Origin of the sequence: Paraburkholderia sp. UCT31 (assembly GCF_014397655.1) — a bacterium.
Taxonomy (GTDB): domain Bacteria; phylum Pseudomonadota; class Gammaproteobacteria; order Burkholderiales; family Burkholderiaceae; genus Paraburkholderia; species Paraburkholderia tuberum.
In genome coordinates this window covers 1-26,397 of record NZ_VZQP01000034.1, presented here as the reverse complement: position 1 = coordinate 26,397, position 26,397 = coordinate 1, and the positions used below count along the sequence as shown (strand labels likewise).

Below are 26,397 nucleotides of genomic sequence, written 5' to 3'. Positions count from 1 at the left end.
CCTGTCATCCGAAAGCAGGCAGCAGTTGCAGCCCGAGGTCGGCTGCCATGTCGAGCGCGCTGCGGCCATCCGGTGCGCACAGTTCTGCGTTCGCCCCATGCGCAAGCAGCATCTGCAGGACGTCGAGGCGAGCGCTCGCGGCTGCCTGCATCAGGCATGTGATGTCGTCGTCGTTCACATGGTCGATCGGCGCGCCGGCGTCGATCAGCCGCAGGATGGTCGCGGGGCCGCCGTGCAGGCACGCGAACCAGAGCGCATGGTTGCCGTCGTCATCGAGCGCGTCGGCGCGTGCGCCGAGTGCGAGCAACGCTTCGACCACCGCGTCCTCGCCATGCTGCGCGGCGCGCATCAACGGGGTTTCGCCGTTCACGCAGCGCGAATGCGGAGCAGGGAAGCCGTGGTACGCCAGCCAGGTGGAAAGTGCGGCGGGCACGATCGTTTCGAGTTGTGCATCGGGGTTCCGGACAACGCGCGAGGCCAGGCGTTCGCGGACGACGAAAGCAGTGTCGGTGTGCATGATCATGGTCGCGTTCGGGTGCAAGGGAACATCGGTTGGCGCAGCCACGCGGGCGGCGGCCGCAGGGACCCGAGCCTCAGACGGGCCGGTTCTCGTTGGGGTTGCGCACTGGCCCCATCAATTCAAGTCCTTCGCTGTAGGTGATCGTCTCGAAGGTCACGTCGAACTTGATGGCCGCGTCCGCTACCGCATCCAGCTTGCCGCCTGAGTCCTTTTTCTTCAATTCGTTCTTTTCGAGGTACAGCAGTTCGAGCATCTCGTTGTAGACGGTGGACTCGAGAATCGGCAGCACATAGAACATCGCGCCCTTGTACGGCACCTGATATCGCTTGCTCAGGTCGATGTTGTCGCAAAACAGAAAGTACTTGCCATCCGCCGAGAGCGTGTCGCTGAGCACCTCGGCCACGTCCTTCAGATGCTCGAAGCTCAACAGATACCCGGCGAAGAACGGCAAGTGCTTATGGCCGATCGTCGCGCATGCCATTACCTGATCGCAGGTCAGCTCCGGCGGCCGCGCTTCGTCGGCGAGCTTTGGGGCAAACCGCAGCGCAAGTTCGCCGCGGAAGCCGACCCGGCCGAACTTGTTCGTCAGCCCCTTGAGAACCGGGTTGAGCAGACGGCCTTCATGTTCGAGACGGGCGAACGCGGTGTCGTCGATCTCCTTGTGCGCAAGCGTTTCGGTCATCACAGATCCTTGGGTTAAACAGCGTTGAAGAGGGATTCACGTCTGCGTATTGCGCATCCGGTCGGCGATTTTGAAAAACGCCTGCATCAGTTCATCGCGTAGCACCGGATCGACACCCGTCTCGTCGAACGCGGCGCGCATGCAAGCTAGCCACGCATCCCGTTCGGCGGTGCCGATCGCGAATGCGGCATGACGCGTGCGCAGCCGTGGTTGGCCGCGCTGTGCCGAGTACCGCTTGTCGGCGCCGAGCCATTCGCACAGATACAGCACCAGCACGGCCTTCGTCGAAGACAGGTCCGGGTGATGCATCGCGCGAATGCGCTGCGCGTCGGCCCGCGTATCCATGTGTCGATAGAACGCATCGACCAGGCGGATGACGGCGGTCTCGCCGCCTAGACGGTCGAAGTGCGTCTCGCGCGGCACCGGTCGCGAAGCTTGGGTGGCTGGTGTGTCCATGGCGCGATCAACGCAATAACCGAACCAGGCCGCAACCCGGCGATTGTCCGGCTGCACGCAGGCCAATGCGACAGAAATCGCACGACAAACGCGCCCGAATGGTTTCATTGGCGACGAAGTTCGCGTGGTTTGTCGCGAAATCGACAAGACAGAAGAGGAGTCCGCAAAAGTCCCGAACCAACCGCCGCAGCGCGGCGGGGCGGACGCGTCGCAGTACCGCTGGTGACGTGGCACAGAAGCTGCGTTTGGAGTCCAGCGCGGACACAGGTCCGGCCGATGCGTGACTCGATATAAGAAGACCCATACAGGCACGACAGGCTGACATGGTCGCGGTTACGCAACCCTGATTTCAACCCTTCTTCCTGAATGGAGAAATGCAATGTCTAAACTTCGGCAAATCGCGTTCTACGGTAAAGGCGGTATCGGCAAGTCGACCACCTCGCAGAACACCCTGGCAGCCCTGACTGAACTCGGGCAGAAGATCCTGATCGTCGGCTGCGATCCCAAGGCGGACTCTACCCGCCTGATCCTGCATGCAAAGGCGCAGGACACCATCCTGTCGCTAGCGGCCGAAGCCGGCTCGGTGGAGGACCTCGAACTCGAGGACGTGATGAAGATCGGTTACCGCAACATCCGTTGCGTGGAGTCCGGCGGTCCGGAACCGGGCGTGGGCTGCGCGGGCCGTGGCGTCATCACGTCGATCAACTTCCTCGAAGAAAACGGCGCCTATGACGGCGTGGACTACGTGTCGTACGACGTGCTCGGCGACGTGGTGTGCGGCGGTTTCGCAATGCCGATTCGTGAGAACAAGGCGCAGGAAATCTACATTGTGATGTCCGGCGAAATGATGGCCATGTATGCGGCCAACAACATTTCAAAGGGCATTCTGAAGTACGCGAACAGCGGCGGTGTGCGGATCGGCGGGCTCGTGTGCAACGAGCGTCAGACCGACAAGGAACTCGAACTCGCCGAAGCGCTGGCGAAGATGCTCGGTTCGAAGCTGATCCACTTCGTGCCGCGCGATAACATCGTGCAGCACGCCGAGCTGCGCCGCATGACGGTGATCGAGTTCGCGCCCGAATCCAAACAGGCGGAAGAGTATCGCCAGCTCGCCACCAAGGTGCACAACAACGCGGGCAACGGCACGATCCCGACGCCGATCACGATGGATCAACTGGAAGACCTGTTAATGGAGCACGGAATCATGACGTCCATCGACGAATCGCAAGTCGGCAAGCCTGCAGCGGAACTGACCGCCTAAGCGAGCGCCGCTGCGCGCGGCCCGGTGTTCTTCTTCACGCGATGAACCGGGCCGTGCCGGCTACCCGCTGCCAGGCTTGATACTCACCCTATGGAGCATTCCCATGAGCGTCACTGTTGAAGAGCGCAAGGCCGCGAACAAGGCCCTGATCGATGAAGTGCTGAAGGCCTATCCGGAGAAGATGGCCAAACGGCGCGCCAAGCATTTGGGCACCTTCGAGGACGGCAAGCCCGACTGTGGCGTGAAATCAAACATCAAGTCATTGCCGGGCGTGATGACGATTCGCGGTTGCGCGTACGCCGGCTCGAAGGGCGTGGTCTGGGGGCCCATCAAGGACATGATCCACATCAGTCATGGTCCGGTCGGTTGCGGCCAGTACTCGTGGGCCGCGCGTCGCAACTACTACATCGGCACTACCGGTATCGACACCTTCGTGACGATGCAGTTCACGTCGGACTTCCAGGAAAAGGACATCGTCTTCGGCGGCGACAAGAAGCTCGACAAGATCATCGACGAGATTCAGGAACTGTTTCCGCTGAATAAGGGCATCTCGATCCAGAGTGAATGCCCGATCGGCCTGATCGGCGACGACATCGAGGCCGTCTCGAAGACGAAGAGTGCGCAGTATGAAGGGCACACCATTTTGCCGGTGCGCTGCGAAGGTTTTCGCGGCGTCAGCCAGTCGCTGGGCCACCATCTGGCTAACGATGCGATTCGAGACTGGATATTCGACAAGGCCGATCCGGACAAGCGGCCCGAATTTGTTTCGACGCCTTATGATGTTGCGATCATCGGCGATTACAACATCGCCGGCGATGCCTGGTCGAGCCGGATTCTGCTCGAAGAGATCGGCCTGCGCGTGATCGCGCAATGGTCGGGCGACGGCTCGATCGCCGAGCTCGAGAATACGCCCAAGGCCAAGCTCAATTTGCTGCATTGCTACCGCTCGATGAACTATATCAGCCGGCACATGGAAGAGAAGTACTGCATTCCGTGGGCGGAATACAACTTCTTCGGCCCGTCGATGATCGAGAAGAGCCTGCGCGAGATCGCCAGCCACTTCGACGACACCATCAAAGCCAACGCGGAGAGGGTGATCGCCAAGTATCGTCCCCTGGTCGATGCGGTGAACGCGAAGTTCAGAGCGCGCCTGCAGGATAAGACCGTGATGCTGTTCGTTGGGGGCCTGCGTCCGCGCCACGTGATCGGCGCCTACGAAGACCTCGGCATGAACGTGGTCGGCACCGGCTACGAATTCGGCCACAACGACGACTATCAGCGCACCACGCACTACGTGAAGGACGGCACACTGATTTACGACGACGTGACCGGCTACGAGTTTGAGAGGTTCGTCGAACAGGTCCAGCCCGATCTGGTCGGCTCCGGCATCAAGGAAAAGTACGTGTTCCAGAAGATGGGCGTGCCGTTTCGCCAGATGCACAGCTGGGACTATTCCGGTCCATATCACGGCTACGACGGCTACGCCATTTTCGCGCGCGACATGGACATGGCCATTTCCAGCCCGGTGTGGGGGCTCGCCAAGGCGCCCTGGAAGAAAAACCCCTAACGCCGGCCACCGGACTGATCACCGGACGGCAGGCCATTGAATTGAATATCAGGAGCATCCCGTGCCCCAATCCGCAGACCAGATTCTCGACCAGGAACTCCTGTTCCGTGAGCCCGAGTACCAGAAAATTTTTCGCGCGAAAAAGGAAAATTTCGAGTTCAACCATTCAGACGAGCAGGTCAAGCAGATCGTCGAGTGGACCAAGAGCGAAGACTACCGGCAAAAGAACTTTGCACGCGACTCGCTCACCATCAACCCGGCCAAGGCCTGCCAGCCGCTCGGCGCAGTGTACGTGGCCAACGGCTTTCACAAGACGCTCAGTTTCGTGCATGGCTCGCAGGGCTGTGTAGCGTTTTACCGCTCGCACTTCTCGCGTCACTTCAAGGAGCCGACCTCGTGCGTCAGCTCGTCGATGACCGAGGACGCGGCGGTGTTCGGCGGCATGAACAACATGATCGACGGCCTCGCAAATGCGTACAACCTGTACAAGCCCGACATGATCGCGGTCTCCACGACCTGCATGGCGGAAGTGATCGGCGATGACCTCGACGCGCTCATCAAGAGCAGCAAGCAGAAGGGCAGCGTGCCGGAAGACTACGACGTGCCGTTCGCGCACACGCCGGCCTTCGTCGGCAGCCACGTGACCGGCTACGACAACGCGCTGCTCGGCATCCTCAGGCACTTCTGGGACGGCAAGGCCGGCACAGCGACGCCGCTTGAGCGCGTGCCCGACGACAGCGTCAACTTCATCGGCGGCTTCGACGGCTACGTGGTCGGCAACATGAAGGAAATTCGCCGCATCTTCGATCTGTTCGGCGTGACGGTGAACCTCATCTGCGACCCATCCGAAACGTGGAATACGCCGACCGACGGCGAGTTCCGGATGTACGAAGGTGGCACGACCAAGGAGGAAGTCGAGCGCGCGTTGAACGCGAAGGCGACCTTCGTGTTCCAGGAATACTGCTGCGAGAAGACCAGCAAGTTCATTGGCGAGCATGGCCAGGAAGTGGTGGTGCTGAACTCGCCGGTTGGCGTCGCGGGCACCGATCAGTTCCTGATGGAAATCTCGCGCGTGACCGGCAAGCCGATTCCGGCGCAACTGGAGAAGGAGCGAGGCCAGCTCGTCGACGCGATGGCCGACAGCCAGGCTCACCTGCACGGCAAGCGCTTTGCACTCTACGGCGACCCGGACCAGATGCTGGGCTACACGCGGTTCCTGCTGGAACTCGGCGCCGAGCCGGCTCACGTGCTGGCGACCAACGGCAACGAAACCTGGGCTGCGAAGGTGCAGGCGCTGTTCGACGCGTCGCCCTACGGCGCCGGCTGCAAGGTGTATCCGAAACGCGATCTGTGGCACATGCGCTCACTGCTGTTTACCGAGCCGGTGGATTTCCTGATCGGCAACACCTACGGCAAATATCTGGAGCGCGATACCAAAACGCCGCTGATACGCATGGTGTTCCCGATCTTCGATCGCCACCATTACCATCGCTTCCCGACCTGGGGCTATGAAGGTGCGTTGCGGGTGCTGGTCACGCTGCTGGACGAGTTCTTCGAAGCGCTCGACGCCAACACGATCGACGTGGCGAAGACCGACTACAGCTACGACATCATTCGCTGAGAGAAACGTCCATCCATCAGGAGCACGTCATGTCTGCTTCGCTCAATGCCCAAATCGCCGAAGTTTTCGACGAGCCGGGTTGCGACAAGAATCAAGGCAAGAGCGAGAAGGAACGCAAAAGGGGCTGCACGAAGCAGCTTTCGCCGGGTTCGGCCGCAGGCGGGTGCGCGTTCGACGGCGCGAAGATCGCTTTGCAGCCGGTAGTGGACGTCGCACACCTCGTGCACGGGCCGATTGCCTGTGAAGGTAACTCGTGGGACAACCGGCACGCCGCTTCGTCCGGTTCGCAACTCTATCGCACCGGCTTCACCACCGATATCAACGAACTCGACGTGGTGTACGGCGGCGAGAAGCGCCTGTTCAGGAGCGTGCGCGAAATCATCGCGAAATACGATCCGCCCGCAGTGTTCGTCTACCAGACCTGCGTCACTGCGCTGATCGGCGACGACATCGAGGCAGTCTGCAAGCGCGCCACCGAACAATTTGGCAAGCCGGTGATTCCGGTCATTTCCCCCGGTTTCGCCGGGCCGAAGAATCTGGGCAACAAGCTTGGCGGCGAGGCGATCCTCAACTATGTGATCGGCACGCGCGAGCCCGAGTACACGACGCCGTATGACATCAACGTCATTGGCGAATACAACCTGTCGGGCGAACTCTGGCAGACCAAGCCGCTGCTCGACGCGCTGGGCATCCGTATCCTCTCGTGCATCTCCGGCGACGGGCGCTACAACGAGATCGCAAGTTCGCATCGCGCCAAGGTCAACATGATGGTCTGCTCGAAGTCGATGATCAACGTCGCGACAAAGATGCAGCGGCGCTACGGCATCCCTTACTTCGAGGGCTCGTTCTATGGGATCGGCGACATGAGCGACACGCTGCGCCATATCGCCAGCCTGCTCGTGCAGCAGGGCGCGCCGGACGATCTGCTCGAGCGGACCGAGCGCCTGATCGCCGCCGAGGAAGCGCGCGCGTGGGAGCGCATCGCGCACTACAAAGCGCGCCTTACCGGCAAGCGGGTGTTGCTCATCACAGGTGGCGTGAAGTCTTGGTCGGTGGTTTCTGCGCTGCAGGAAGCAGGGCTCGAAATCGTCGGCACCAGCGTCAAGAAGAGCACTAAGGAAGACAAGGACAAGATCAAGGAGATCATGGGCGACGACGCCCACATGATCGACGGCATGACGCCGCGCGAGATGTACGCGATGCTCAGGGACGCGCGGGCCGACATCATGCTGTCGGGTGGCCGCTCACAGTTCGTCGCATTGAAGGCCCGCATACCGTGGCTCGACATCAATCAGGAACGCCACCACCCTTATGGCGGCTACGAGGGGATCGTCGAACTGGTGCATGAGATCGACCGCGCGATCTACAACCCGGTGTGGCAACAGGTGCGCATCCCTGCTCCGTGGGGCGACGACGGGGGAACGCCCGGTGTGGTCCAAGTGCAAGCCGTGCGCCCGCTGTCGAGCGCCGCGGGGTGGGGGCGATGAGCCTCGAACCCGGTATACCGACCTGACGCCCCCGAACTCGAGAACATGCCATGGCCGATGTCGTTGAATCTATGAAAGCCTGTGCGGTCAATCCGCTCAAGATGAGCCAGCCGCTGGGCGCGAGCCTCGCGTTCCTTGGGCTCGATGCCTGCATGCCCGTGATGCACGGCTCGCAGGGCTGCACGTCGTTCGGCCTCGTGCTGCTGGTGCGCCACTTCAGGGAGGCGATCCCGCTGCAGACGACAGCCATGGACGAAGTCACCGCGGTGCTCGGCGGCTACGAGAACATCGAGGCCGCGCTGCTCAACATCCGCAAGCGCGCTGCGCCGAAGGTCATCGCGATCTGTTCAACAGGTCTCACCGAGACCGAGGGCGACGACGTGGACGGCTATCTCGTTACCGTGCGCAAGCGCAAGCCCGAACTCAACGACACCGAGATCGTCTATGTGTCGACCCCCGACTATGTCGGCGCATTCGAAGACGGCTACCGGCATGCGATTACCGGCATCGTCAACGCGCTGGTCAAGGCGTTGCCAACGGTGGCCAATCAGGTGACGCTGCTGCCCGGCAGCCATCTGTCGCCTGGCGACATCGACGAACTGCGCGAGATCATCGAAGCGTTCGGCTTCGATGTCATCGTGCTGCCCGACATTTCCGGCTCGCTCGACGGCCATATCGCGCCGGACTGGCGCGGCACCACACTGGGCGGTACCACGCTCGCGGAGATCCGGGCCGCGGGCGCATCGGCATTGACGATCGGCGTGGGCGAGCAGACGCGCGACGGCGCCGAGGCATTGCATGCTATCGCCGGCACACCGTTCGAAGTGTTCGGGCGGCTCACCGGACTGGAACCCAACGATCGTCTGCTGCAATTGCTCGCGCAGCGCTCCGGACGACCCGTTCCCGCGAAATACCGGCGTCAGCGCAGCCAATTGCTCGATGCGATGCTAGACGGCCATTTCTACACCGGAGGCATCAAGGTCGCGATCGGCGCAGAGCCCGATCTGCTGTTCGCGCTCGGCAGCATGCTGCACGAGATGGGCGCGCAGTTGCGCTGCTGCATCAGCACGACGCGATCGCGCGCGCACGCGTTGCTGCCCGCTGATCAGGTGGTGATCGGCGATCTCGAAGACATGGAGCGCGCCGCGGCGGACTGCGACCTGCTGATCACCCATTCGCACGGCAGGCAGATGGCCGAGCACCTGCAAAAGCCGCTCTTCCGGATCGGTTTTCCGGTATTCGACCGGGTTGGAAACGCACATCGACGCTACGTCGGCTACCGCGGCACGATGAACCTGATCTTTGAGATCGCCAACCTGATGATCGAGCAGATTCCGCATCACGATCCGGGCGACTGGCCGCTGCCGCAGGCCGCTATCGATCTGGCCGCGCGCGATCCGGCGCGCGAAGCGAACATTCCTGTCGTCGCGGCCGGTGCTTGACCCACCTAAAGGAGCACACGGCATGAAGATCGCGTTCGCCACCCAGGACAGGCAGTTCGTCGATGCGCATTTTGGCTGGGCGAGGAGCATCGTCACCTACGACGTCACACCGGACGGCTACCAGTTCGTCGAGGCGTTCGACTTTGGTGGCAAGCTCGAAGAGGACGGCGACGAGGACAAGCTCGCGCCCAAGCTCGAAGCCGTCAAGGATTGCGCGATCCTGTACGTCGCCGCAATCGGCGGCTCGGCCGCGGCTCGAGTGGTTGCGCTGAAGATTCACCCGATCAAGGTGCCGCGGCCCGAGTCCATCGAGGAGACTCTCGGCAAGTTGCAACAGGTGCTGAAGGGCACGCCGCCGCCGTGGCTGCGCAAGGCGCTGGCGAAGGATGGCGAACGTGTATACGACTTTGAAGACGATGAGGTATCCCATGGCTGAAACATCCGCAATTCCGTCCAAGGCCAGCGACGAAATGCTGCTGGTCGCACCGTTCGTGCAGCAGCTCGTCAAGCAGTTGCGCGCGCAGGACACCCACGGCGTGTGGGACGGAAAGACCGACCTGCAACTGCTCAAGCCGTACATCCACACGCCGGAGGAACGCCGCGCGATTCCGATCATGGGCGACCCCGACCCCGAAACGCTGTGGCGGCTCGAGCTTTTCTATAGCGCGATTGCGGTGGCGATCGAGCGTGAGACCGGCCAAATGGTTTCGCCGATGATGAAGATGAGCCACGAGGGCTTCGGCCGCATGGTGTTGATCGCGGGGCGGCTCGTTGTCGTCAACACGCAGTTGCGCGACGTACACCGGTTCGGCTTCGCTTCGCTGGAGAAGCTCGCCCAGGCGGGCGCAAAGCTTCTCGACGAAGCGGTCGAGGTGATCCGGATGTACCCCGCCGTCGCACAGTACGGCGCCTGAAGGAATCGCGAGGGGACCGAGACGATGAGCACCGATGCCGATGAACTCAAGGCGCACCTGAAGAAACTCAACGCGCAAGCGACCCGGGCGAAGTTGGACCTGCACGACCTCTCAGAGGAACTCCCGACCAACTGGGAGAACATTCTCGCTGTCGCCCAGCGCTGCCATGACGCCCACGCCGCGCTGATGGCAGCCCGCAAGGCTGCCGCTGCGGCAGCGGCCTGAACCAGCGAAGCCATGGAGCCACATCATGAGCGATACCTTCAGCGTTACGCTGCCGAGCGGCGCCACCTGGACGCCGACGTTCGTCAACAGGCTCGACGAAGAAAAATGCATTGGTTGCGGACGTTGTTTCCGTGTCTGTCCGCGTGGCGTGCTGCAACTCGTCGGGCTTAACGAGGACGGCGCGCACATCGCACTGGACGGCGACGACGAAGACGACGACGAGTACGAGAAGAAGGTAATGATTATCGTGCATCGGGAACTGTGCGTCGGCTGCACCGCGTGCGCGAAGATCTGCCCGAAAAAGTGCTACACGCACGCGGCGGCCGTTCTCTGAGCGATGCCGCGATGGACGCCTATGCAACCCTGATGGCGTGTGCGGTGGATGCGGGCGATCCCACCGTGCTGGCACTGGCCGGCGTGCTGTCGAGCGGGTTCGAGCACCACGGCGTCGATGTGCTGCCGATGCGCGGACTGGACGCCGATCAGACGCGCCGAATGCTCGCGCGCTGGTTCCCGGGTGCCGGGCCGGCGCTCGGTCTTACGTGCGTCTTGTCGGCCGCCACGATGCCGCGTGACGACGAACTGGAAGACCTCGTGGCATTGCTCAATCACCATGCCGATCCGCGCGCTGGCCCGGCAGACGAGGCGAACTGCGTGGCCCATGCATTGGCCTGCGCGAGCCTCGGGCAAAACCACCTTTGGCAAGACCTGCTTCTGCCGTCGCGGCGCGAGTTGTCCGCATTGATCAGCCACTGGTTTCCGCGGCTGGCCGCGAAGAATACGCATGACATGAAGTGGAAGAAGTTCTTCTACAAGCAACTGTGCGAGCGCGAGGGCCTGTCCATCTGCAAGGCGCCGAGTTGTGGCGTCTGTTCGGACCACGCGCTTTGCTTTGGAGCGGAGTAGGCAGCACGCGTCGGTCACCGCTTCGATTGTGTCGCGTCGCGGGTGGCCGACTTCGTGGTCGAGTCCCGCGGCGGGCTGCTGTATTACGGCGAGCGGCATGCGCATCTGCAGGCGGGCTCCGGGCCGCCGTTGCTGCTTGACGAAGAGGGCCGCGAACCCTGGCTGATTCAACTTTGGCACGCGTTCGACGACGTCGGTTTCCCGCCCGCGCTGCGCGCCGACTTCTGGGGCTGGGCGAAGCCGCTGTCCGAGCATCGGCTGGCGCCGCACGCGCGTCATGCCGGCCGGACGCGCTACACGAACGACGCGGTGCGTAGCTGGTTTCTCACCCCGGCAGCGGGCGAACGGTTCGCGGGCCATGTCACGAGGCGCTCTCCATGAGACCCATGCCGCCTGCCGTTGCCGTAACGGTGCGATCCGAAGCGCAGCCCGTCATGAATCAGAACCGCGGCACATGCCTGTCGCTGGAGCGCGCGCGGGCACATGTCGCGAGCCTGCGGCACGAGTTGTTCGCGGTTGAGCAGGCGCTGCTCGACGACCGCGCATTGACGCGCGCATTGAGCGGGCGTCGATGGGTTTATGTGGGCGGGCGGCCAAGCATCAACGCCGTGCTGCGTGCGCTGGTGGAGGCGGCCGGAGGCGAGTTCGTTCATCACACCGGGACCATCGACGACGATAGCCGTGCCGAAGGCTTCGAGGCTTTGCTGTCAGGCGCCTACCGGGTGCTGTGCCCGTTGGATCTGATCGACCCGGACTCGCTGGTCGCGCTGCGGCGATTGTGCGCGCGTCACCGCGCGCCGTGGTCCGCTTTGCGTTCGTCGAGCGTGACGAGCTTCATCGCGGGCGTGTTGCGGGCTCGGCCTGCCCAGCCGCACGGCGGCGTGGTCGCAGCGTCGCGGTTCTGCCTGAGGCATGGCTGACGTCGTCATGACTTTACGTACCGCGAGATGTGGGCGCAAAACTTGCCTTTGACGTGGCCTTTCCACGAGAGGGCCTGCCATGTCGGATTCCGCACAACGCTACGGCCTTTTCCTCAACGTCGAGAACCCCGACGGCGACGCGCGCGATGCGCTGACGCAAACCGTGCGTAATGCGCCGGCTGCCCAAAAGTTCGGCTGCCACGAGGTGTGGCTCGCCGACCATCACTGGCATTAAGACATGAGGCGTCGACGTAACAGCGCCACCGACAGGAAGAACGGCAACACCGTGCAAATGCAGAGAGCGCCAGTATGCACGGCAACACTGCCCACCGGGCGTCCGAGCATCGCGGGACGGATAAGGTCGACGGAATGTGCGAGCGGCAAGAAGCGCGCTACGTCGCAAAAAACGGCAGGTAGCTTACTGATCGGGAAGATCACGCCGCTCAGGAGCACCATGGGCGTGAGAACGAGCGTTTGATAGAACACGAAGTAATCGTGACTGGGTGCAAGCGCCGTGAGGATCATCGCCAGACTCGCGAAGGCGAGGCCAGTCAGGGCGATGGCAGGCAATGCATAGAGAATGGATGACCACGCTGCATAACCCAGCACGGTGGCTACCACCATGACGGCGATGCCGGCAAAAAAGGCCCTGGTGGCGGCCCATGCCAGTTCACCGAGAACGATATCGCCGAGCGTGAGCCGTGTACACAGGATCGCTTCCCACATGCGCTGAACATGCATGCGAGAGAAAGCTGCGTAAATCGTTTCGAAGGTCGCGGAGGTCATCGCGCTCGTGGCGACCATACCCGCCGCGAGAAACGCGATATAAGACGCGCCGTCGACGCGACCTACCATTATCCCGAAACCAAAGCCGAGGCCGAACAGATAAATCATAGGATCGGCAAGGTTACCGAGAATCGAGGCAAACGCGACTTTTTTCCATGCCAGATAGTTGTGGCGCCACACTGCAACCCAGTTCCACACGTTCGCGGGCAGGGCCGCTGCATAAAACTCTCTCATCGTTCACTCCTTCATCCCGCGCCCGGTTAACTGCAAAAAGACATCCTCGAGATTTGCTGGCCGCTGTAAAAGGCGCAGCGCCGCGCGCCCGCGCAACTGTACACACACCCGTTCCGGATCGGACACATAGCAGAAGAGGGTCTCACCACTGACCTCGATACGCTGCGCGTGCGGCGCGATCAACGCGCGCAGCTCATGCGGATTGCCGCCGTGGACCTCGACCACGTGGCTCCCGATCTGTTCTTCGATCAGCACGCGAGTCCCGCCTTCGGCGATTTTTCGCCCCTCCTCCAGCACACATAGTCGGTCGCACAAGCGCTCCGCTTCTTCCATGAAATGGGTGGTCAAGAGGATCGTCTTGCCGCGCGCCAACAGGGAACGCAGGCTTTCCCAGATCAGGTGGCGCGCATGCGGGTCGAGACCCGTTGTAGGCTCGTCCATGACCAACAACTGTGGATCGTTGATCAGCGCGCGTGCCAGCATCAGCCGCCGCTTCATGCCGCCGGATAGTTCGGTGACGCGCGCATCGACCTTGCTTTCGAGGCAAGCGAATTCGAGCAGCGACGGCACGACCGCTTCAATTTCACGTGTGCTCATGCCGAAGTAGCGCCCAAACACCAGAAGGTTCTCGCGCACGGTGAACCCGGGCTCGAGGTTGTCGAATTGCGGCACCACGCCAATGCTCATACGTGCCGAGCGAGCGCGCGCCGGCACTGGCTCCCCGAGCACGATGATCTTGCCTGCGTCGGGCGGCGTCATGCCGAGAACCATACGCACCGTCGTGCTCTTGCCCGCGCCATTTGGCCCTAGCAGACCGAAGCACTCTCCAGGCGCGACGCTGAACGACAATCCGTCGACTACGATCTTGTCGCCATATGACTTCCTTACGCCGGTGAAGCTGATTGCTGCTTTGGACATGGAGATAAGAAGGAAAATTACGCACTCGTCTTAGAGAAAAAGAAGCCGTTCTGCTGCCGCGGCCCGATTGAAAACGCCCTGGTCGATAGAAGATCCTTGCCTGCCACGCGCGAGAGTTACTGACAATGGAGTACCAGGATTTCGGTGAATGCACTGGCGTTGGGAAGACGACAATCGAGCCTTTGCGTGAGACGATCGCACTCAAGCGGACCAGTGCCGATGGTGGGCGGTTCTGGGTTGGCGCAATACTCGAGATCTATATGTACGATTAACTAATCGCCATCGAATGCTTCGTCAGACGTCGCTAATGTTGAAGACTCGCACGCGTGATCCTGCCGACGGCGTGGAGTCGCAGATCTTGACGCTGAAGTCGCGTTCGGCTTTGTAACCGGATTCGGAGTATCGACCTGTTTTTCACGAACGTTCGATACGTTCCCTGCAGAGCCACGGGACAGCCAATCGCTATTGCTCAATGTACACAGCGCATAGACTTTCAGGGGGAGCAAGAGAAAGAGGTTAATGGGTGTGTGAAAAGAAAAGCCAAGAAATCGAACCTGGCGAGCGCGAACCGATGCCACGCTACAGCGGATCATGGTCGATGATGCGATTATCAGGGCAGTCCACCACGGCACTGTCGCTGTCAATGCGAGCTGCGCGAGACCCGCTAGTAGCGATAAGCCGAGAAATAGCGAGCCCAGATTGTGTCCGATCACGTCCAGCGTAAGGTAACGATCGAGACGAGGCAGCAGGCGCAGCGAAAGCAACGTGTCCCGATACGTACTGCGCGCCCAGCGCAGTTGTTGGCGCAGATACGCCCCCAGTCTGTCTGGAACGACTGTCGCCGCAATGGCGTCGTGAACGTACACGGTCCGATAACCTGCCGTCAGCATGAGAATCGTCAGATGACGGTCCTCGCCGAAGTCGCTCGGCTTCCCGCGAAAAAGTTGCGTCTCGTACTGATCTAGCAGCAAAAGGAGCGCGGACCGGCGGTACATAGCACATGGACCGCAGCAACACATAACAGCGCCGAAGCGAGCCTGTGCGGCGCGTTCTTCATTGCAAGCCAACCAGTACTCCATATCGATCAGACGGGTCAACCAGGTGTCGCTGCGGTTGCTGGCCGTCAACTGCCCCATGGCGGCGCCTATCGTCGCGTCTCGCATTGTCAATACGAGCTTCTTGACGACATCGGGCGCCAGCGTCGTGTCCGAGTCGACGTTGAGTACCAGTTCCCCGGATGAAGAGCGTATCGCGGCGATCTGTGCCTTGCGCTTTCCCATATTTTGGGGGAGCGTAATGAAGTTGAATCTGGGGTCGCGCGTGTGCGCATCGTATACCGGCCTCACGGCGTCGAGATTCGCAGAACCATCATCAACCACATAGATGCGCAGTTTTCCGGCGTAGTCCTGGTTTGCGATGGACTCCAGGCATGCCGAGAGCGTGCGTGGGTCCTCATTGAAGCAGGGAACGATGACATCCACGCCCGGCAGAGTGTCGGAGTCGATCAGGCCGTCCGACAGCGATGACACGTTTGTCGGCTGAGCATAAAGCGCCTGCGTGCTTTTATAGACAGTCGAGAGCAGCGCATAAAACGAGACAGCGACAGTGCTAGTTGCGGCAAGCATGTTCATAGGGTACCTGGTTCGTCCGGTGAGGTTGAGGAAGCGATCGGATTGCAAACTCCCGGTCATGCAATGCTGGAATCATGAGGGAAAGCGCCGTGAGGGTCTGCTCGCGCCGACCAGCGTGAGTGCATCGTCCCAACTCATCGGGAGGGCATCCGTCGTGCAAGAGCACAATTGCACCCGGCCGGACAGAGGCCAGCACTGCACTGACAATCGCGTCCACGCCGGGACGAGACCAGTCTCGCGGGTCTGCCGACCAGTGGAGGGGCGCCAGACCAGCGCTCGCTGACGTAGTGAGCACTGCTTCGGTTCACATGCCATACGGGGCACGCATATATGGCCCGAGTAAATCGAGAAAATTCGGTATGAAAAAGGTATTGGTACTGTCGTCAAAGGTTAAGTAGACGTCGCGACATCCGGCGCGATTGTGGCACTCGTCGCGCGCCGCGGATACGCAATTGAGGACCTTCACAGCTCTGGACCGTTTCGTTCAATTATCGAGCCAGTATGCCGATCCACGGTCGATAGTCCCAACCGAAAGGCTGCGACGGGCACGGTTCCGGTAAGCTTAGGTGGCGCGTCGAGAGATACATCTAAAAGTATGATCATCATGGAGACACGTCTAAACATTGTCGTACTACTTATAAATTTGAAGTATTCGATCAATCAACTTCGATTCCGATTTCCGCAACGAGAGGCTTCACTGTGCAACACAAAAATTGATTTGTAAAATCGATTGCGTTGATGCCTTGCATCTATAGCGTGGATATGTTGAGAAATGGGCTTTAAGGGTTTCGATCTGAATCTGCTCGTTGCGCTCGAGCGCATACCGACGATGCCGGCTCATCGGACAACCATGCGCAAAATCAAGGAAGTACTCCGCCTGAAGTGGGCATGCGATCTCACGCACCGCCAGCGTGCAGGGCGTCCTCAGCGTCGGTCTGGGGACGATCACGCAGTATCTTCAGCTTGCCGCAGCGGCAGGACTGGGCTGGGCGTCGGTCGAACATCTGGAAGAAGACGAGCTTGAGCGTCGCGTCCTGTCGCTCGCGTCGTCACCTTTGCGGTACTCGACTGCGAAAGTCATATCAGTATCTGGTCGTGGTCATGCGCAGATTGCTCTGTCACAAAGGATCATTTAGGCGCGACACGACAGGTAGAGCACACTTGCAATGATTATGACCGTTCCGAGTGCTACCTGTAGAGAAATGACCTCCCCCCAAATCAAATAGTCGAAAATGATTGCCCATACAATGCTAAGGTAACCAAATGAGGCGACGATTGGGGTGGCTACAGTCGCGACTGCGATCGTTAGCATAAGTTGCGCTACACCTGCAGTCAGCCCAAATAGAACCATGTACCCGAAATCCCTTAGATCTGGCGTTACCCAAGCGACGGGAAGTGACACTCCGCTAACAATCGTCGCTATGATTGTGTAATAGAAGACGATTGTCGCTGGCTCGTCAGTTCGCGAGAGTCTCTTGACCTGGATGACTGAACCGGCGCTAAACATAGCACTCAGCAGAATCAGAATCATTGCGCGCAGCGACGCACCATTGGCGCTAAATGGTGAGGAAGCCACCGCGACTCCCGCGAATCCGGACATCGACGCTATCGCCGTAGGTAGACGAAAACGCTCACGCAAGAACACGATGCCGAAAAAGCAGACAAAGATTGCTTCGGTCTCCTTCAGCGTTACAGCGGTTGATAAAGGCAGATATGGCACGCCGGCAATGAAAAATCCTACTGCGGCAAGCCCTGTGACGGCTCTGATGAAATGACCGCCTAAGCGATATATCGTGAGTTCCTTCCATTGAATGCGGCGAGTCCCGAACACGAACGCGGCGGGAATTAATCCGGATAGCATCCGAAAGAACATCATCTCGTTCGCCGGATATCTTGCCGGAATGAGCCTCGCAACCGCATTGCTTATTGCGAAGAGAAGAATCGCGTAGAACATGAACGCAATCCCGCGCAGCTTTCTAAATCGTGTGCGAAAAAGCCGATTTTCGGTTGCCAACTTGTAGCCAGACTGCTCCGATGTCTCAAAAGAATCGTGACTTATATGAGGATTTCTTAACGTGACACGATTCAAACCGACATACCGCAGAAGGCAGAATTTCGTTGTGCGCGTCATCACGAAAAGTTTTCTCATGTTGCGAAGGTCCCGCGAAAAAGGAGTGCCAGCGCGATCGCGTGTGGTAACGAAGCCCACACGGCGCATATCGGCTAACTGTCGGGGCCATTTCAGCGTGGACGGAATTGAGCCGCGTTACGGGACGTCGCGGTTTGTCGAAATATCCCAGGTCGGATAGCTGTCTGCATGCAGCTTTCGCACCATGTCGGCCTGAAAGCTCGAAATCCCCGGTGAACGAACTTTTGGCGCATTTCGCGAAATTGCCTCGGCTGATATGGCCGACGTCGGATTCCCGACAAACGGCGCGCGGTTTGTCGCAAGCGGTGCCTTCGTGTCCCGTCCTGGCGCGCGATTGGGTCTGTAACACTTCACGACGGATGACCCAGTCGCGCAGCGTCGGCTACTACGCGACGACAAATGGAATGAACGCCCCTACGTACAGAGTGGGAGGCTCTATTGGAGGTGTTCGCGGGCCTACGGCACCAGGGCGCCAAATTGAAGATCATTGAGATGTATCCGTCAGCGGAACTCGTGTTGTAAGAAGCTCGCACCAACATACCTACGCGATCCGAGTGCCAAAACACCGTTTTGGCCTTATAACCTTTCCGCACAGATGATTGTTCAACGGTGGTTAATACGCATTGCCTTACAAACACGTCGAGATTCGGACAGATCTAACTCAAGATGCTGGATTTGTAACGTTCGCGACATGATCTGCACTGGACGAGGAATCGCGTCTTGTTCTCCTCACCACATTAACCGGTATATGAGCCGTTTAAAGAGGTGGCCTCGTTCCGCGGTGGCACGTTCGTTGCGTGCCGTCGTCGTGCTAACGCACAACTATTGATCGGCGTTCAGCCTTGCATGACGTCGCAATATTGGGTGGCGTCACAGAAAACTTCTGTTTGTTTATGCGGAGAGGACATGCCATTAAGGTTTCCAGTTTCAATCATCGGTGCCGGAAATTGTGGATGCGCTTTCGCGGCCGATTTGGCTAGTCGTGGATTCGAAGTTCTCCTTTACGGGAAGCCAGATCATCGTCGTAATATTGATGCGATCCGAGCGAACGGTTGCTTGTTGGCTAGCATGGCTATCACGGGTGAGTTTTATCCGACTGTAACTACTGATATGGATGAGGCCGTAAACTTCTCGCGTTTTCTCGTGATTGCTGTTCCAGCATACGCGCATGACGATCTCATTGGTGATCTAAAAGGTTTCGATTTGAGTCGACATGTCATCATAGTCAATAATGCCAATTTTTTTTCCCCAATGGGTTCAAGAGAGCTAAACCCGCAGGCAGTTCTGGAGACAAATTCCTCGCCCTATGCGTCGTCGGTCAGGGACGGCGAAGTCCGGATCACTGGAATTAAGAATTGTTTGCCGATTGCTGCTTTTTCGAACGCCATGGATGAGAAACAGTTATCGCAAATCACCGCAATCTTTCCGGAAAGGCTCTTGTGGTGGGATAACATTTTCGCAATTGGAATGCAGTCGAATAATGGTGTCATCCATCCTGTCGGGGGTATTTTAAATACGGGATGGATAGAAAGTACAAAAGGAGATTTTTTCTTCTATCGTGACGGGATCTCACCCTCTGTCGGAAGGGTCATAGAGGCGTTGGACAATGAGCGATTGAAAATCGGAGAGGCTTTCGGTTTTCGACTGCCGACAGTCCTCGAGGAAATGATCGGCTTTTACGGCGGAGATTGTGCCAACTTCTCCGATTTCGCTTTCCAATCGAAAACTCATAACTCCACGAAGGTCAAAACGCCTAATCGTATGCAACATAGATATATATGTGAAGATATTCCATATATCCTGGTCCCGTGGTACGAACTCGGCGCCAGAGTGGGCATAGAGTCTCGGGCAATCAAAGCCGTGATTGAAATCGCTTCCTCCATCAACGGCGTTAACTATTTTCAAACTGGCCGTAATCTGAAGCGCCTCGGTGTAGACCACATGTCGAAGGCGGAGCTTTTGCGATTCGTAGATAGCGCGACTTTCCGATTGCCGTTAGCTTCGGCTACCAAGAAGTGACAGGATCCATCGGGTAACTTGAATCGCCTTCGGAATCGTGGAGGCCGCCTGGTTTAAGTCGATACCGGCTGCAACAGTATTGTTGAATTGCCGGTAGTAGTTTGCTTCAGCATCGTCAGGCGGGGCGGGATATGGTTGAGCCGTTCCATCACCCTATGGCAGTTGGGCGCCGAAGAAAGGGCCGACGCAGGCACGCGCTGATGCGACGAACGCGCGCCTACATGTGCAAGCGCAAACACACTCGCAGGAGATCACCGCGGAGGGCCGGCATGTGGGTGCGCTTGTGAGGACGCTCTCCGCTTCTGTAGGAACCGGGCTGGCGCAAGGCGCCGCCCAACAGGTTCGCTCGGAACGTGGACGAACGTCAATCGAGCGATATCTGGCCCGGTTTAGAATTTATGACGCAGGCCGACGCGCGCAACCACCTGATTGCGATTCGACGATACGTCATCGGCCACCGGCACAAAGGCGAAGTCGAGGGCGCTGCCAGTACGGTCACCACCGACGTGCTGATACGCACTCTGTACATAGACGTCCGTGCGCTTTGACAGTGAGTAATCAGCCATCAGCCCCGCAGTTTCGTAATTCGGCTGTAGCTTTCCAGTGGTGGCGTTGAAACCGCTCAGGGTGTACGTATACATCGCCCCGACGAAGAAGGCTGGCGTGAACTGGTACTTGCCGTTGATTTCGAAATTCTGGTAACGCAGGTTGGAAAGCGTGCCCGAGGCTGGCGTAATCTTGCCGACGTATCCCGAAGACACCGGATCGGCGACGAAGGTATTCGAATACGAGATGCCCACGTTGGCCGAACCGAACGTGTAGGTTGCCCCCGCGCCGAAGATGCGCAGCTTGTTCCCCAGAAAATTTTCATCCGCAGCGGGATTGTTCCCGATTGCACCACCGGCGGTGGACGACTGGTTGTTCGCCTGCAGATAGGCGGCTTCCAGCAGCAGGCCGCCTATGACGTATTGGACGCCCATGCTGTACGCGCGATTGTTGGCGAAGTTGGTGTCGTTGCTAAAGCTGTACGTGCCGCCAAATCTAAAGCCGGCAATCTCGGGGCTTGTGTACTTGACAGTATTGTTGACACGGAAGGTGTTGTCCGTGTTGTCGTTGTCGTACGGATGGGAGAACATGCCCCCGCCCCATGTGCCATTCGCCGTCGTTTGAGCCAGATAGTTGACGACGGAGTCGTACTGTCGACCGAGAGTAACCGTCCCGTATTGGTTGGATGCGACGCCGACCCACGCCTCTCGCCCAAACATCAGGCCACCCTGACCGAGCTTGCCATTATTGACATTAAAGCCGCTCTCCAACTGGAAAACTGCCTTGAGACCGCCGCCGAGATCCTCCGCTCCCTTCAAGCCCCAACGACTCCCTTGGACCGTACCGCTCTGGAGCTCGAACAGCTTGTCGCCACCGACGTTATTCGTATAGTTGATTCCTTCATCGATCAGACCGTAGAGCGTCACCGTACTTTGGGCCATTGCGGGAGCTGCGGCGGCTGACATCACGAAAGCTGCAAAAATTTTTATTTTCATTGAGGTTTCCAAACCTTATATTGTGGGTCTCGATGCTTTTTTATGCGCAACCTTGGGTCGGGCACGCGGTCTGTTTTGCTGGGCAGTTGACGTCGATTAACTGCCGTAAATGTCGAACGTGAAGTACTTCTTTGCAATTCGGTTATACGTCCCGTCCTTGCGGAGACTGTCGATCGCACCGTTGATTGCTTCGAGCAGGGCCCTGTCACGCTTTCTCACACCGATGCTGACGCCGGGACCGAAGATGGCGGCGTCGTGGACGGCCGGACCTCGCGCGAAACCGAAATCACGACCCTGCGCAGTATTCAGGAATCCCGACTCAGCCGTCGGCCCCGAAACCAGTGCCGCATCGAGCCGCCGACCGCGAGGTCATTCCATACCTGGTCTTGCGAAGGGTAGGGCACAATGTCAACTCCATTCGTCCAATGCTTCCGTGCATAGGCTTCCTGTGTGCTTCCCTGCAAGACTCCGATATGCTTTTCGTTGAGCGATTTGGGCATTGCCACCAGAGCCGAGCCGCCCCTTACAACCAGCGCTTCGAAGTTGGCGTATATCTTGTGGCTGAAACCGATTGCCTTCGCGCGCTTCTCGGTCTGCGACATTGACGAATTGATCGCGTCGAACTTGCGGGCCTGCAACGCGGGAATCATGCCGTCGAACGGGTTTTCAACCCGGACGCACTTCACCTTGAGCTTCGCGCAAATTGCATTACCCAGATCGATGTCAAATCCAACGAGCTCGCCACTCGAGGTTGTCGACTCAATTGGCGGGTAAGCGCTGTCGACTCCGAATTAAGTTCCTTTCCATCGTACGCGAATGCCGCAACCGGAATGGACGTTGCGCACAGGGCGACCAGCAGCGTTTTAGTCTTCATTTTGGTTTCTCATAAACTCCAGGTCGGATTTGCGTCATAGTACTTCTGCTTCTATCGCGTCGGTGGCGTCGGACTCGGACGCCCATCGAGCGCCGCGCCGGATGTAATGGCATCTAGGTTGGAACGGCATAGCCGTCGACCACAAGCCTCTTGAGGGTGTCGATTTGAAGCGGTCCAATCGCGGGAAGAATGTCGTTGTCCGCCACAAAGTCCCGACCGTAACAAGCGCCGAGAATTACCACGCCGCCCTCGTGCAAGGGTGCTCTCACCCCAGCCAGGTCGGCGAGTCGAAGCGTCGGTACCAACCCGAACGGCACGTCTTCGAGCACGTAGCGCGTGGCGATGTCTCTCGGGCCGAGCGGATCACTCCCTTGCCGGACCAGTTGCTCCGATATTGCCGAAAGTGAGTCACCAACCACGCCAAAGGACAGCCTGCAATGATCAAAGGTCGTTCTCACTGACTTTCCGAATGCTGCTGCGATGGTAAGTCTCTCTTGGTCTAGAGCCTCAAGGAGCCTCCCGACTGTCGGTGTCAGATTGGAGTTTTGGCTCCAGCTTTCGCCCTTCTCAATACGGGTCAAGTTGGCTAGCGCAATACCCATGTGATCTTGCGGATTAATGTTGCTGAGCGTCAGCGTCAGCATGTCGTCCTTCAGTGCGAACCGGTCTCCGAAGAGTGAAACGCAAGTGGTATGAATCCGGTGGATGTGGCGGCTTGGAAATGCAACCATGTCGACCTTGGCGCGGATCGTGCCTACCGTGATAGCTCTCGCAGACTGAGTCTTGCACGTTAGCACCGTGGTGCTCCAAGCTGCTATGGGGATGACGAGCCCCCGCGCCGCAAGGCGCCGGGAAATGTAGAGAGCGGCAAATGAAAGATGAGCGCTGATGATTACGCTATGGTGTGCGCGGATATGAGGGATGATGCTGTCGAGGACGAATCGGTATCCGTAGGCCGGCAATGCCAAAATAATGACATCGGCGTCGCCAACATCTTCCGCTTTCCCGCAGACTTCCAAGTAGAACTCTCCCTCGACCGCTCCCTTCACGTGAAGGGGGAGTCCAGCAACGAAGTCTGCAGTCCGGGCTCCCGATGGAGACCAAACTTTCGGTTTATGTCCATTCTGTATGAGATACGCCGCATAACCCAAAGCGATTGCGCCGGCTCCCACGATTGTCACTTGCATGTACCTTCTACCTTGGAATAGTCCACTGGCCGTGCACGACCTGGGCGGTTATGTACTAAATTTCTCAGCCCAAGCCCGAACCCATCGTCTTTAGGAGAGGGCAAACGAAACGTCACGTAGACGTTCTTCGCATATGAGATAGCATCGATCTGCAAAACTACATTGAGTGTGGTGGGTTTTGGTGCTCAATGCGATGCTCTTACGTGCGAAAACACTATCGGTTGCAAGACAAGCGTTTGTCCTTGTAAAGGCTTTTATTGGCTGCATCAAACTGCGGCAGAAAAGGCACGTTCCGTCTTATCCAGTGAGAAGCAAAGCTAATGGGGCTCAGAATAGAGAGGCAAAAATCTCGTGTCAAAGTCCGGTTTGATCGTGGATGTATTCTGGGAGGTTATGGGTGCGGAGCTGCCTTTAGGGAAGCGAGCAACTCAGGCAGTTCACCTCGCACCTTTGCTCCAAGCCATTTATCTTCATCGTTTCAGCAACGTCTGCAGCTTCGTGATCTCCCGCGCTGGACGTCGAGATCAGTGCATCATTCGGTACGCTGCGCGTGGAAAGGGGCTTCGGTCCCGGAAAAAAACGGCATCCCGTCCGTAGTGCACCGACATATCCTCGCCTTTTTCTGGCGTTTATGCAGAGACGATGTACTCGCCAATAGACCCTGCATTTCGTTAAATGCTCGGGAGAAATCAATGCAGCGCTATAACCTTCTGGAATGTTGACGTTTGAAAATCGGACTTTGATTTTTCGACGAGACGCGCCTAACATGTCTCGTCACTCGAGTGAGCATCGGGAGGGTTGGCTGTAGCATCAGCGCGTAATTGTTATTAAGGACGGTCGGGCGTCGCAGATCGGCGTAGATGTTGCCAGAGGTGGTCGGGTTCGGGTTACTTGCGAAAAGCGGCATTCCGATTTTTCACGGCAAGTACTCGCATGCTCATTGACAAAGCTTCGAGTCCCCTTGGAGACGTTACGACCTGTCCGTCGTATCCGTGGCGACGACCAGGGGCTTCCATCGGATCCCTGGGCGGTCGCACGCGGTGCAATCATTTTGAACATGGATTTGTGCGTTACGCACGTTTGGTCGGTCACATAATTCTGGAACGTCATGAACAATCCTCCGCCTGATGACGAGCTTTCTCTGCAGCAAAGCACGATTCATCGTATTGCATCTTATGTCGTCGAAGCTCGCGGTAGGCGGGTGTCCGGGGTTGCCAGGGAATCTGCGCTAAAACGCATCCTCGACCTCTTATGCGCGGTGGGGGCAGGGGCTAGCGAGCCAGGTGCTGTCGCGATTCGCGCGACAGCATGTAAATATCTGGGATCGGGCGATATACCGATGTGGTTCACGGGAACGGGCAGTTCGGTCGTCGGTGCTGCGTGGGCGAATAGCGCGGCTGCGTCGGTGCTAGATCTCGACGACGGGCATCGACGCGCGCGCGGGCACCCGGGCGCGGCGGTCATTCCGGTGGCCTTTGCGGTTGCGGCTGAAATGGGAGCCGGGCTGGAAGATTTGATTGCGTCAATTGTCATCGGTTATGAAGTCGGCGTATCGATCGCTGCGGCCCGTACAACATACGGTACGACAGGTACGTGGTCATCCTACGCAGTTGTCGCAACTGCCGCGGCCTTGAGGTGTGCCTCGTGTAGTGTAGTCGAGCATGCGTTGGCTATCGCAGGCGAAAGCGCGCCCAATTCGTCGTTCATGAGCGCGCCACCGCTCTCCTTCCCAACACCGGAGAGCAGCGACATTAAGGAGGGCATACCATGGTCCGTAGTGACCGGGATGCTCGCGCTCGATCTCGCAGAAGGCGGGTTCACCGGTCCCCGGAACATACTTGACAGCGGTCTGCTCTATAGGTTTGCCGACGTATCGCCCCTCGGGGAGTCTCTGCATATCTGCAACGCCTACTACAAGCTCTATTGCTGCTGCCGGCACGTTCACCCACCCTTGGAAGCCACCCTGAGGCTGATCGAGCAATATCGACTCGACGCGAAGGCGATTGAGGCGATCGACATCGAGACGTACGGCGGCGCGCTGCGCATCGCGAATCAGACCTGCCCAGCGACCCTTGTTGACGTTCAGTACAGCATCCCTTATTGCGTGGCCCTCGCCGCCCTCGCGGGACGAGAGTCGCTTTTGCCCCTCACGATAGACTGCTTAACTTACGAGGGAGTGAGCGCACTCGCCAACAAGGTCTCGCTAACGGTCGACGCCGAAATTGATAAACAATTCCCTGCCAGAACACTCGCGCGAGTCACGATCGTGTGCGGGGGACGTCGGTATGTATCGGAGGTTACCGAGCCACGCGGCGAAGCCGGTGACTCCCTCTCTTGGGAAGAACTCAAGGCAAAGTACGTTGCGGCGACGCGGTTTCACGCCACTGGTGCGCAGCAGGAGCAACTGCTCGCCGCGGTTGAAGAACTGCGCTCAAAAGCTGACCTGGAGCCGTTAAAGGCCTGTATGAGTACTTCGTTCGAAAATAGTATTGCGCGTGCCGAATGCCTAAGAAGCTCTAATAATATGATTTTTGGGGGGGATAACTTCAAGCATTGAGGTTAGCCTCATCATCGTTTCGGTGATGAAATGCGTGCGAATCGGCGAAGACATCCGGGAGAAGCTCGACTACGCACCGGGTGTATTTACGTTAGAGGGACATATCGGGGGCAAATGGTATGCCGCCTCGGCTACAGCGGTGCGAGCTTCGTGCGCTTTACCGCCGGCGAAGACGCGCGTATCGGCCGGTGGCTTACTACGCTTCGCGCAACTCAATAGGCAAGACCCGCACGCAATCTCAAGGACATCCTCACGCGCCTTGCCCACGAGGGCCAGCCCATCGCCGCATTATTGCCGCATCGCTGGCAGCCCGAGGCAAGCCAGCGCCTACCTCGCCCGTCAAGAGATCATTGGTCGCTTATGACATTGGTAGGTAAGCACCTCACGACGGCCGTCCGCAACGCGGCGTTCGCATGAGGCATGATGGGGAATCGGGCTACATGATTTTCACTGGCTAGCAATCAATCGGCAGACGCCGCTGGGCCAGCCTGCCGAGCCAG

Annotated in this window: 25 protein-coding genes and 1 pseudogene; 15 read left to right on the top strand and 11 right to left on the bottom strand. The window is 58.8% G+C overall.

Annotated features, from left to right (window positions below; genetic code table 11):
* Positions 1-4 precede the first annotated feature (4 nt).
* The 3 genes from F6X40_RS25880 to F6X40_RS25870 all read right to left on the bottom strand — a co-directional run bounded on the left by F6X40_RS25880 (position 5) and on the right by F6X40_RS25870 (position 1,658).
* Positions 5-517, bottom strand: coding sequence for an ankyrin repeat domain-containing protein (locus tag F6X40_RS25880; protein ID WP_262421552.1), 513 nt, complete (start codon positions 515-517; stop codon positions 5-7).
* Positions 518-593: 76 nt separating this feature from the next.
* The gene (locus tag F6X40_RS25875; protein WP_184072344.1) at positions 594-1,202 is read right to left on the bottom strand and encodes a hypothetical protein; all 609 of its coding nucleotides are present in this window, start codon (positions 1,200-1,202) and stop codon (positions 594-596) included.
* A gap of 36 nt (positions 1,203-1,238) precedes the next feature.
* Positions 1,239-1,658 (bottom strand): group II truncated hemoglobin, encoded by a 420-nt coding sequence (locus tag F6X40_RS25870; protein WP_026226291.1) that lies wholly within the window; start codon positions 1,656-1,658, stop codon positions 1,239-1,241.
* A 379-nt stretch (positions 1,659-2,037) separates the two neighbouring features.
* Here F6X40_RS25870 and nifH point away from each other — a divergent pair, with 379 nt between their 5' ends.
* The 13 genes and pseudogenes from nifH to F6X40_RS25805 all read left to right on the top strand — a co-directional run bounded on the left by nifH (position 2,038) and on the right by F6X40_RS25805 (position 12,236).
* Complete coding sequence (gene nifH, locus F6X40_RS25865) at positions 2,038-2,919, top strand: nitrogenase iron protein (protein ID WP_018423167.1); 882 nt, start codon at positions 2,038-2,040, stop codon at positions 2,917-2,919.
* 103 nt (positions 2,920-3,022) lie between these two features.
* Complete coding sequence (nifD, locus tag F6X40_RS25860; RefSeq protein ID WP_133667172.1) at positions 3,023-4,486, top strand: nitrogenase molybdenum-iron protein alpha chain; 1,464 nt, start codon at positions 3,023-3,025, stop codon at positions 4,484-4,486.
* A gap of 61 nt (positions 4,487-4,547) precedes the next feature.
* The gene (gene nifK / locus F6X40_RS25855) at positions 4,548-6,107 is read left to right on the top strand and encodes a nitrogenase molybdenum-iron protein subunit beta (RefSeq protein WP_187629735.1); all 1,560 of its coding nucleotides are present in this window, start codon (positions 4,548-4,550) and stop codon (positions 6,105-6,107) included.
* A gap of 29 nt (positions 6,108-6,136) precedes the next feature.
* Positions 6,137-7,594, top strand: coding sequence for a nitrogenase iron-molybdenum cofactor biosynthesis protein NifE (gene nifE / locus F6X40_RS25850; protein WP_187629734.1), 1,458 nt, complete (start codon positions 6,137-6,139; stop codon positions 7,592-7,594).
* 50 nt (positions 7,595-7,644) lie between these two features.
* On the top strand, positions 7,645-9,036 hold the full coding sequence (gene nifN, locus F6X40_RS25845; RefSeq protein ID WP_187629733.1) for a nitrogenase iron-molybdenum cofactor biosynthesis protein NifN: 1,392 nt from the start codon (positions 7,645-7,647) through the stop codon (positions 9,034-9,036).
* 22 nt (positions 9,037-9,058) lie between these two features.
* Positions 9,059-9,472 carry a nitrogen fixation protein NifX gene (gene nifX, locus F6X40_RS25840; protein WP_184072356.1) on the top strand — a complete coding sequence of 138 codons (414 nt, stop codon included), beginning with the start codon at positions 9,059-9,061 and terminating at the stop codon, positions 9,470-9,472.
* A complete protein-coding gene (locus F6X40_RS25835) occupies positions 9,465-9,950 on the top strand; it encodes a NifX-associated nitrogen fixation protein (RefSeq protein WP_184072358.1) in 486 nt (161 codons plus the stop codon). Before nifX ends, F6X40_RS25835 begins: the two co-directional genes overlap by 8 nt.
* 24 nt (positions 9,951-9,974) lie before the next feature.
* A complete protein-coding gene (locus F6X40_RS25830; protein WP_105512102.1) occupies positions 9,975-10,175 on the top strand; it encodes a CCE_0567 family metalloprotein in 201 nt (66 codons plus the stop codon).
* A gap of 25 nt (positions 10,176-10,200) precedes the next feature.
* On the top strand, positions 10,201-10,509 hold the full coding sequence (gene fdxB, locus F6X40_RS25825; protein WP_187629732.1) for a ferredoxin III, nif-specific: 309 nt from the start codon (positions 10,201-10,203) through the stop codon (positions 10,507-10,509).
* Between the two features lie 11 nt (positions 10,510-10,520).
* Positions 10,521-11,081 carry a nitrogen fixation protein NifQ gene (locus F6X40_RS25820; protein WP_187629731.1) on the top strand — a complete coding sequence of 187 codons (561 nt, stop codon included), beginning with the start codon at positions 10,521-10,523 and terminating at the stop codon, positions 11,079-11,081.
* A gap of 3 nt (positions 11,082-11,084) precedes the next feature.
* A pseudogene (locus F6X40_RS25815) lies at positions 11,085-11,462 on the top strand (hypothetical protein); the annotation flags it as partial.
* Between the two features lie 53 nt (positions 11,463-11,515).
* Positions 11,516-12,001 (top strand): DUF2325 domain-containing protein, encoded by a 486-nt coding sequence (locus F6X40_RS25810; protein WP_262421547.1) that lies wholly within the window; start codon positions 11,516-11,518, stop codon positions 11,999-12,001.
* A gap of 79 nt (positions 12,002-12,080) precedes the next feature.
* On the top strand, positions 12,081-12,236 hold the full coding sequence (locus F6X40_RS25805; RefSeq protein WP_262421546.1) for a hypothetical protein: 156 nt from the start codon (positions 12,081-12,083) through the stop codon (positions 12,234-12,236).
* Here F6X40_RS25805 and F6X40_RS25800 read toward each other — a convergent pair.
* The 4 genes from F6X40_RS25800 to F6X40_RS25780 all read right to left on the bottom strand — a co-directional run bounded on the left by F6X40_RS25800 (position 12,233) and on the right by F6X40_RS25780 (position 17,719).
* The gene (locus F6X40_RS25800) at positions 12,233-13,021 is read right to left on the bottom strand and encodes an ABC transporter permease (protein WP_187629730.1); all 789 of its coding nucleotides are present in this window, start codon (positions 13,019-13,021) and stop codon (positions 12,233-12,235) included. The two genes, F6X40_RS25805 and F6X40_RS25800, sit on opposite strands and share 4 nt — an antisense overlap.
* 3 nt (positions 13,022-13,024) lie before the next feature.
* Positions 13,025-13,939 carry a nodulation factor ABC transporter ATP-binding protein NodI gene (nodI, locus tag F6X40_RS25795; RefSeq protein WP_187629729.1) on the bottom strand — a complete coding sequence of 305 codons (915 nt, stop codon included), beginning with the start codon at positions 13,937-13,939 and terminating at the stop codon, positions 13,025-13,027.
* A 272-nt stretch (positions 13,940-14,211) separates the two neighbouring features.
* On the bottom strand, positions 14,212-15,570 hold the full coding sequence (gene nodC, locus F6X40_RS25790; RefSeq protein ID WP_187629728.1) for a chitooligosaccharide synthase NodC: 1,359 nt from the start codon (positions 15,568-15,570) through the stop codon (positions 14,212-14,214).
* Positions 15,571-16,702: 1,132 nt separating this feature from the next.
* Entirely contained in the window at positions 16,703-17,719 is a 1,017-nt protein-coding gene (locus F6X40_RS25780) for a DMT family transporter (RefSeq protein WP_262421545.1), read from the bottom strand.
* 906 nt (positions 17,720-18,625) lie between these two features.
* Between F6X40_RS25780 and F6X40_RS25775 the strand changes: the two genes are divergently transcribed.
* Positions 18,626-19,738 (top strand): NAD/NADP-dependent octopine/nopaline dehydrogenase family protein, encoded by a 1,113-nt coding sequence (locus F6X40_RS25775; protein WP_187629727.1) that lies wholly within the window; start codon positions 18,626-18,628, stop codon positions 19,736-19,738.
* A gap of 389 nt (positions 19,739-20,127) precedes the next feature.
* Here F6X40_RS25775 and F6X40_RS25770 read toward each other — a convergent pair whose 3' ends face one another.
* The 4 genes from F6X40_RS25770 to F6X40_RS25760 form a co-directional block, all read right to left on the bottom strand.
* The gene (locus F6X40_RS25770) at positions 20,128-21,279 is read right to left on the bottom strand and encodes a porin (RefSeq protein WP_187629726.1); all 1,152 of its coding nucleotides are present in this window, start codon (positions 21,277-21,279) and stop codon (positions 20,128-20,130) included.
* Positions 21,280-21,375: 96 nt separating this feature from the next.
* Positions 21,376-21,525 (bottom strand): transporter substrate-binding domain-containing protein, encoded by a 150-nt coding sequence (locus F6X40_RS43590; RefSeq protein WP_184072404.1) that lies wholly within the window; start codon positions 21,523-21,525, stop codon positions 21,376-21,378.
* Between the two features lie 59 nt (positions 21,526-21,584).
* Positions 21,585-22,043, bottom strand: coding sequence for a transporter substrate-binding domain-containing protein (locus F6X40_RS25765; protein ID WP_410452547.1), 459 nt, complete (start codon positions 22,041-22,043; stop codon positions 21,585-21,587).
* A gap of 223 nt (positions 22,044-22,266) precedes the next feature.
* Entirely contained in the window at positions 22,267-23,340 is a 1,074-nt protein-coding gene (locus tag F6X40_RS25760) for an NAD/NADP octopine/nopaline dehydrogenase family protein (RefSeq protein ID WP_187629725.1), read from the bottom strand.
* A 1,108-nt stretch (positions 23,341-24,448) separates the two neighbouring features.
* On the opposite strand from F6X40_RS25760, the gene F6X40_RS25755 reads away from it, so the two are divergent.
* On the top strand, positions 24,449-25,897 hold the full coding sequence (locus tag F6X40_RS25755; RefSeq protein ID WP_187629724.1) for an MmgE/PrpD family protein: 1,449 nt from the start codon (positions 24,449-24,451) through the stop codon (positions 25,895-25,897).
* Positions 25,898-26,397 lie beyond the last annotated feature (500 nt).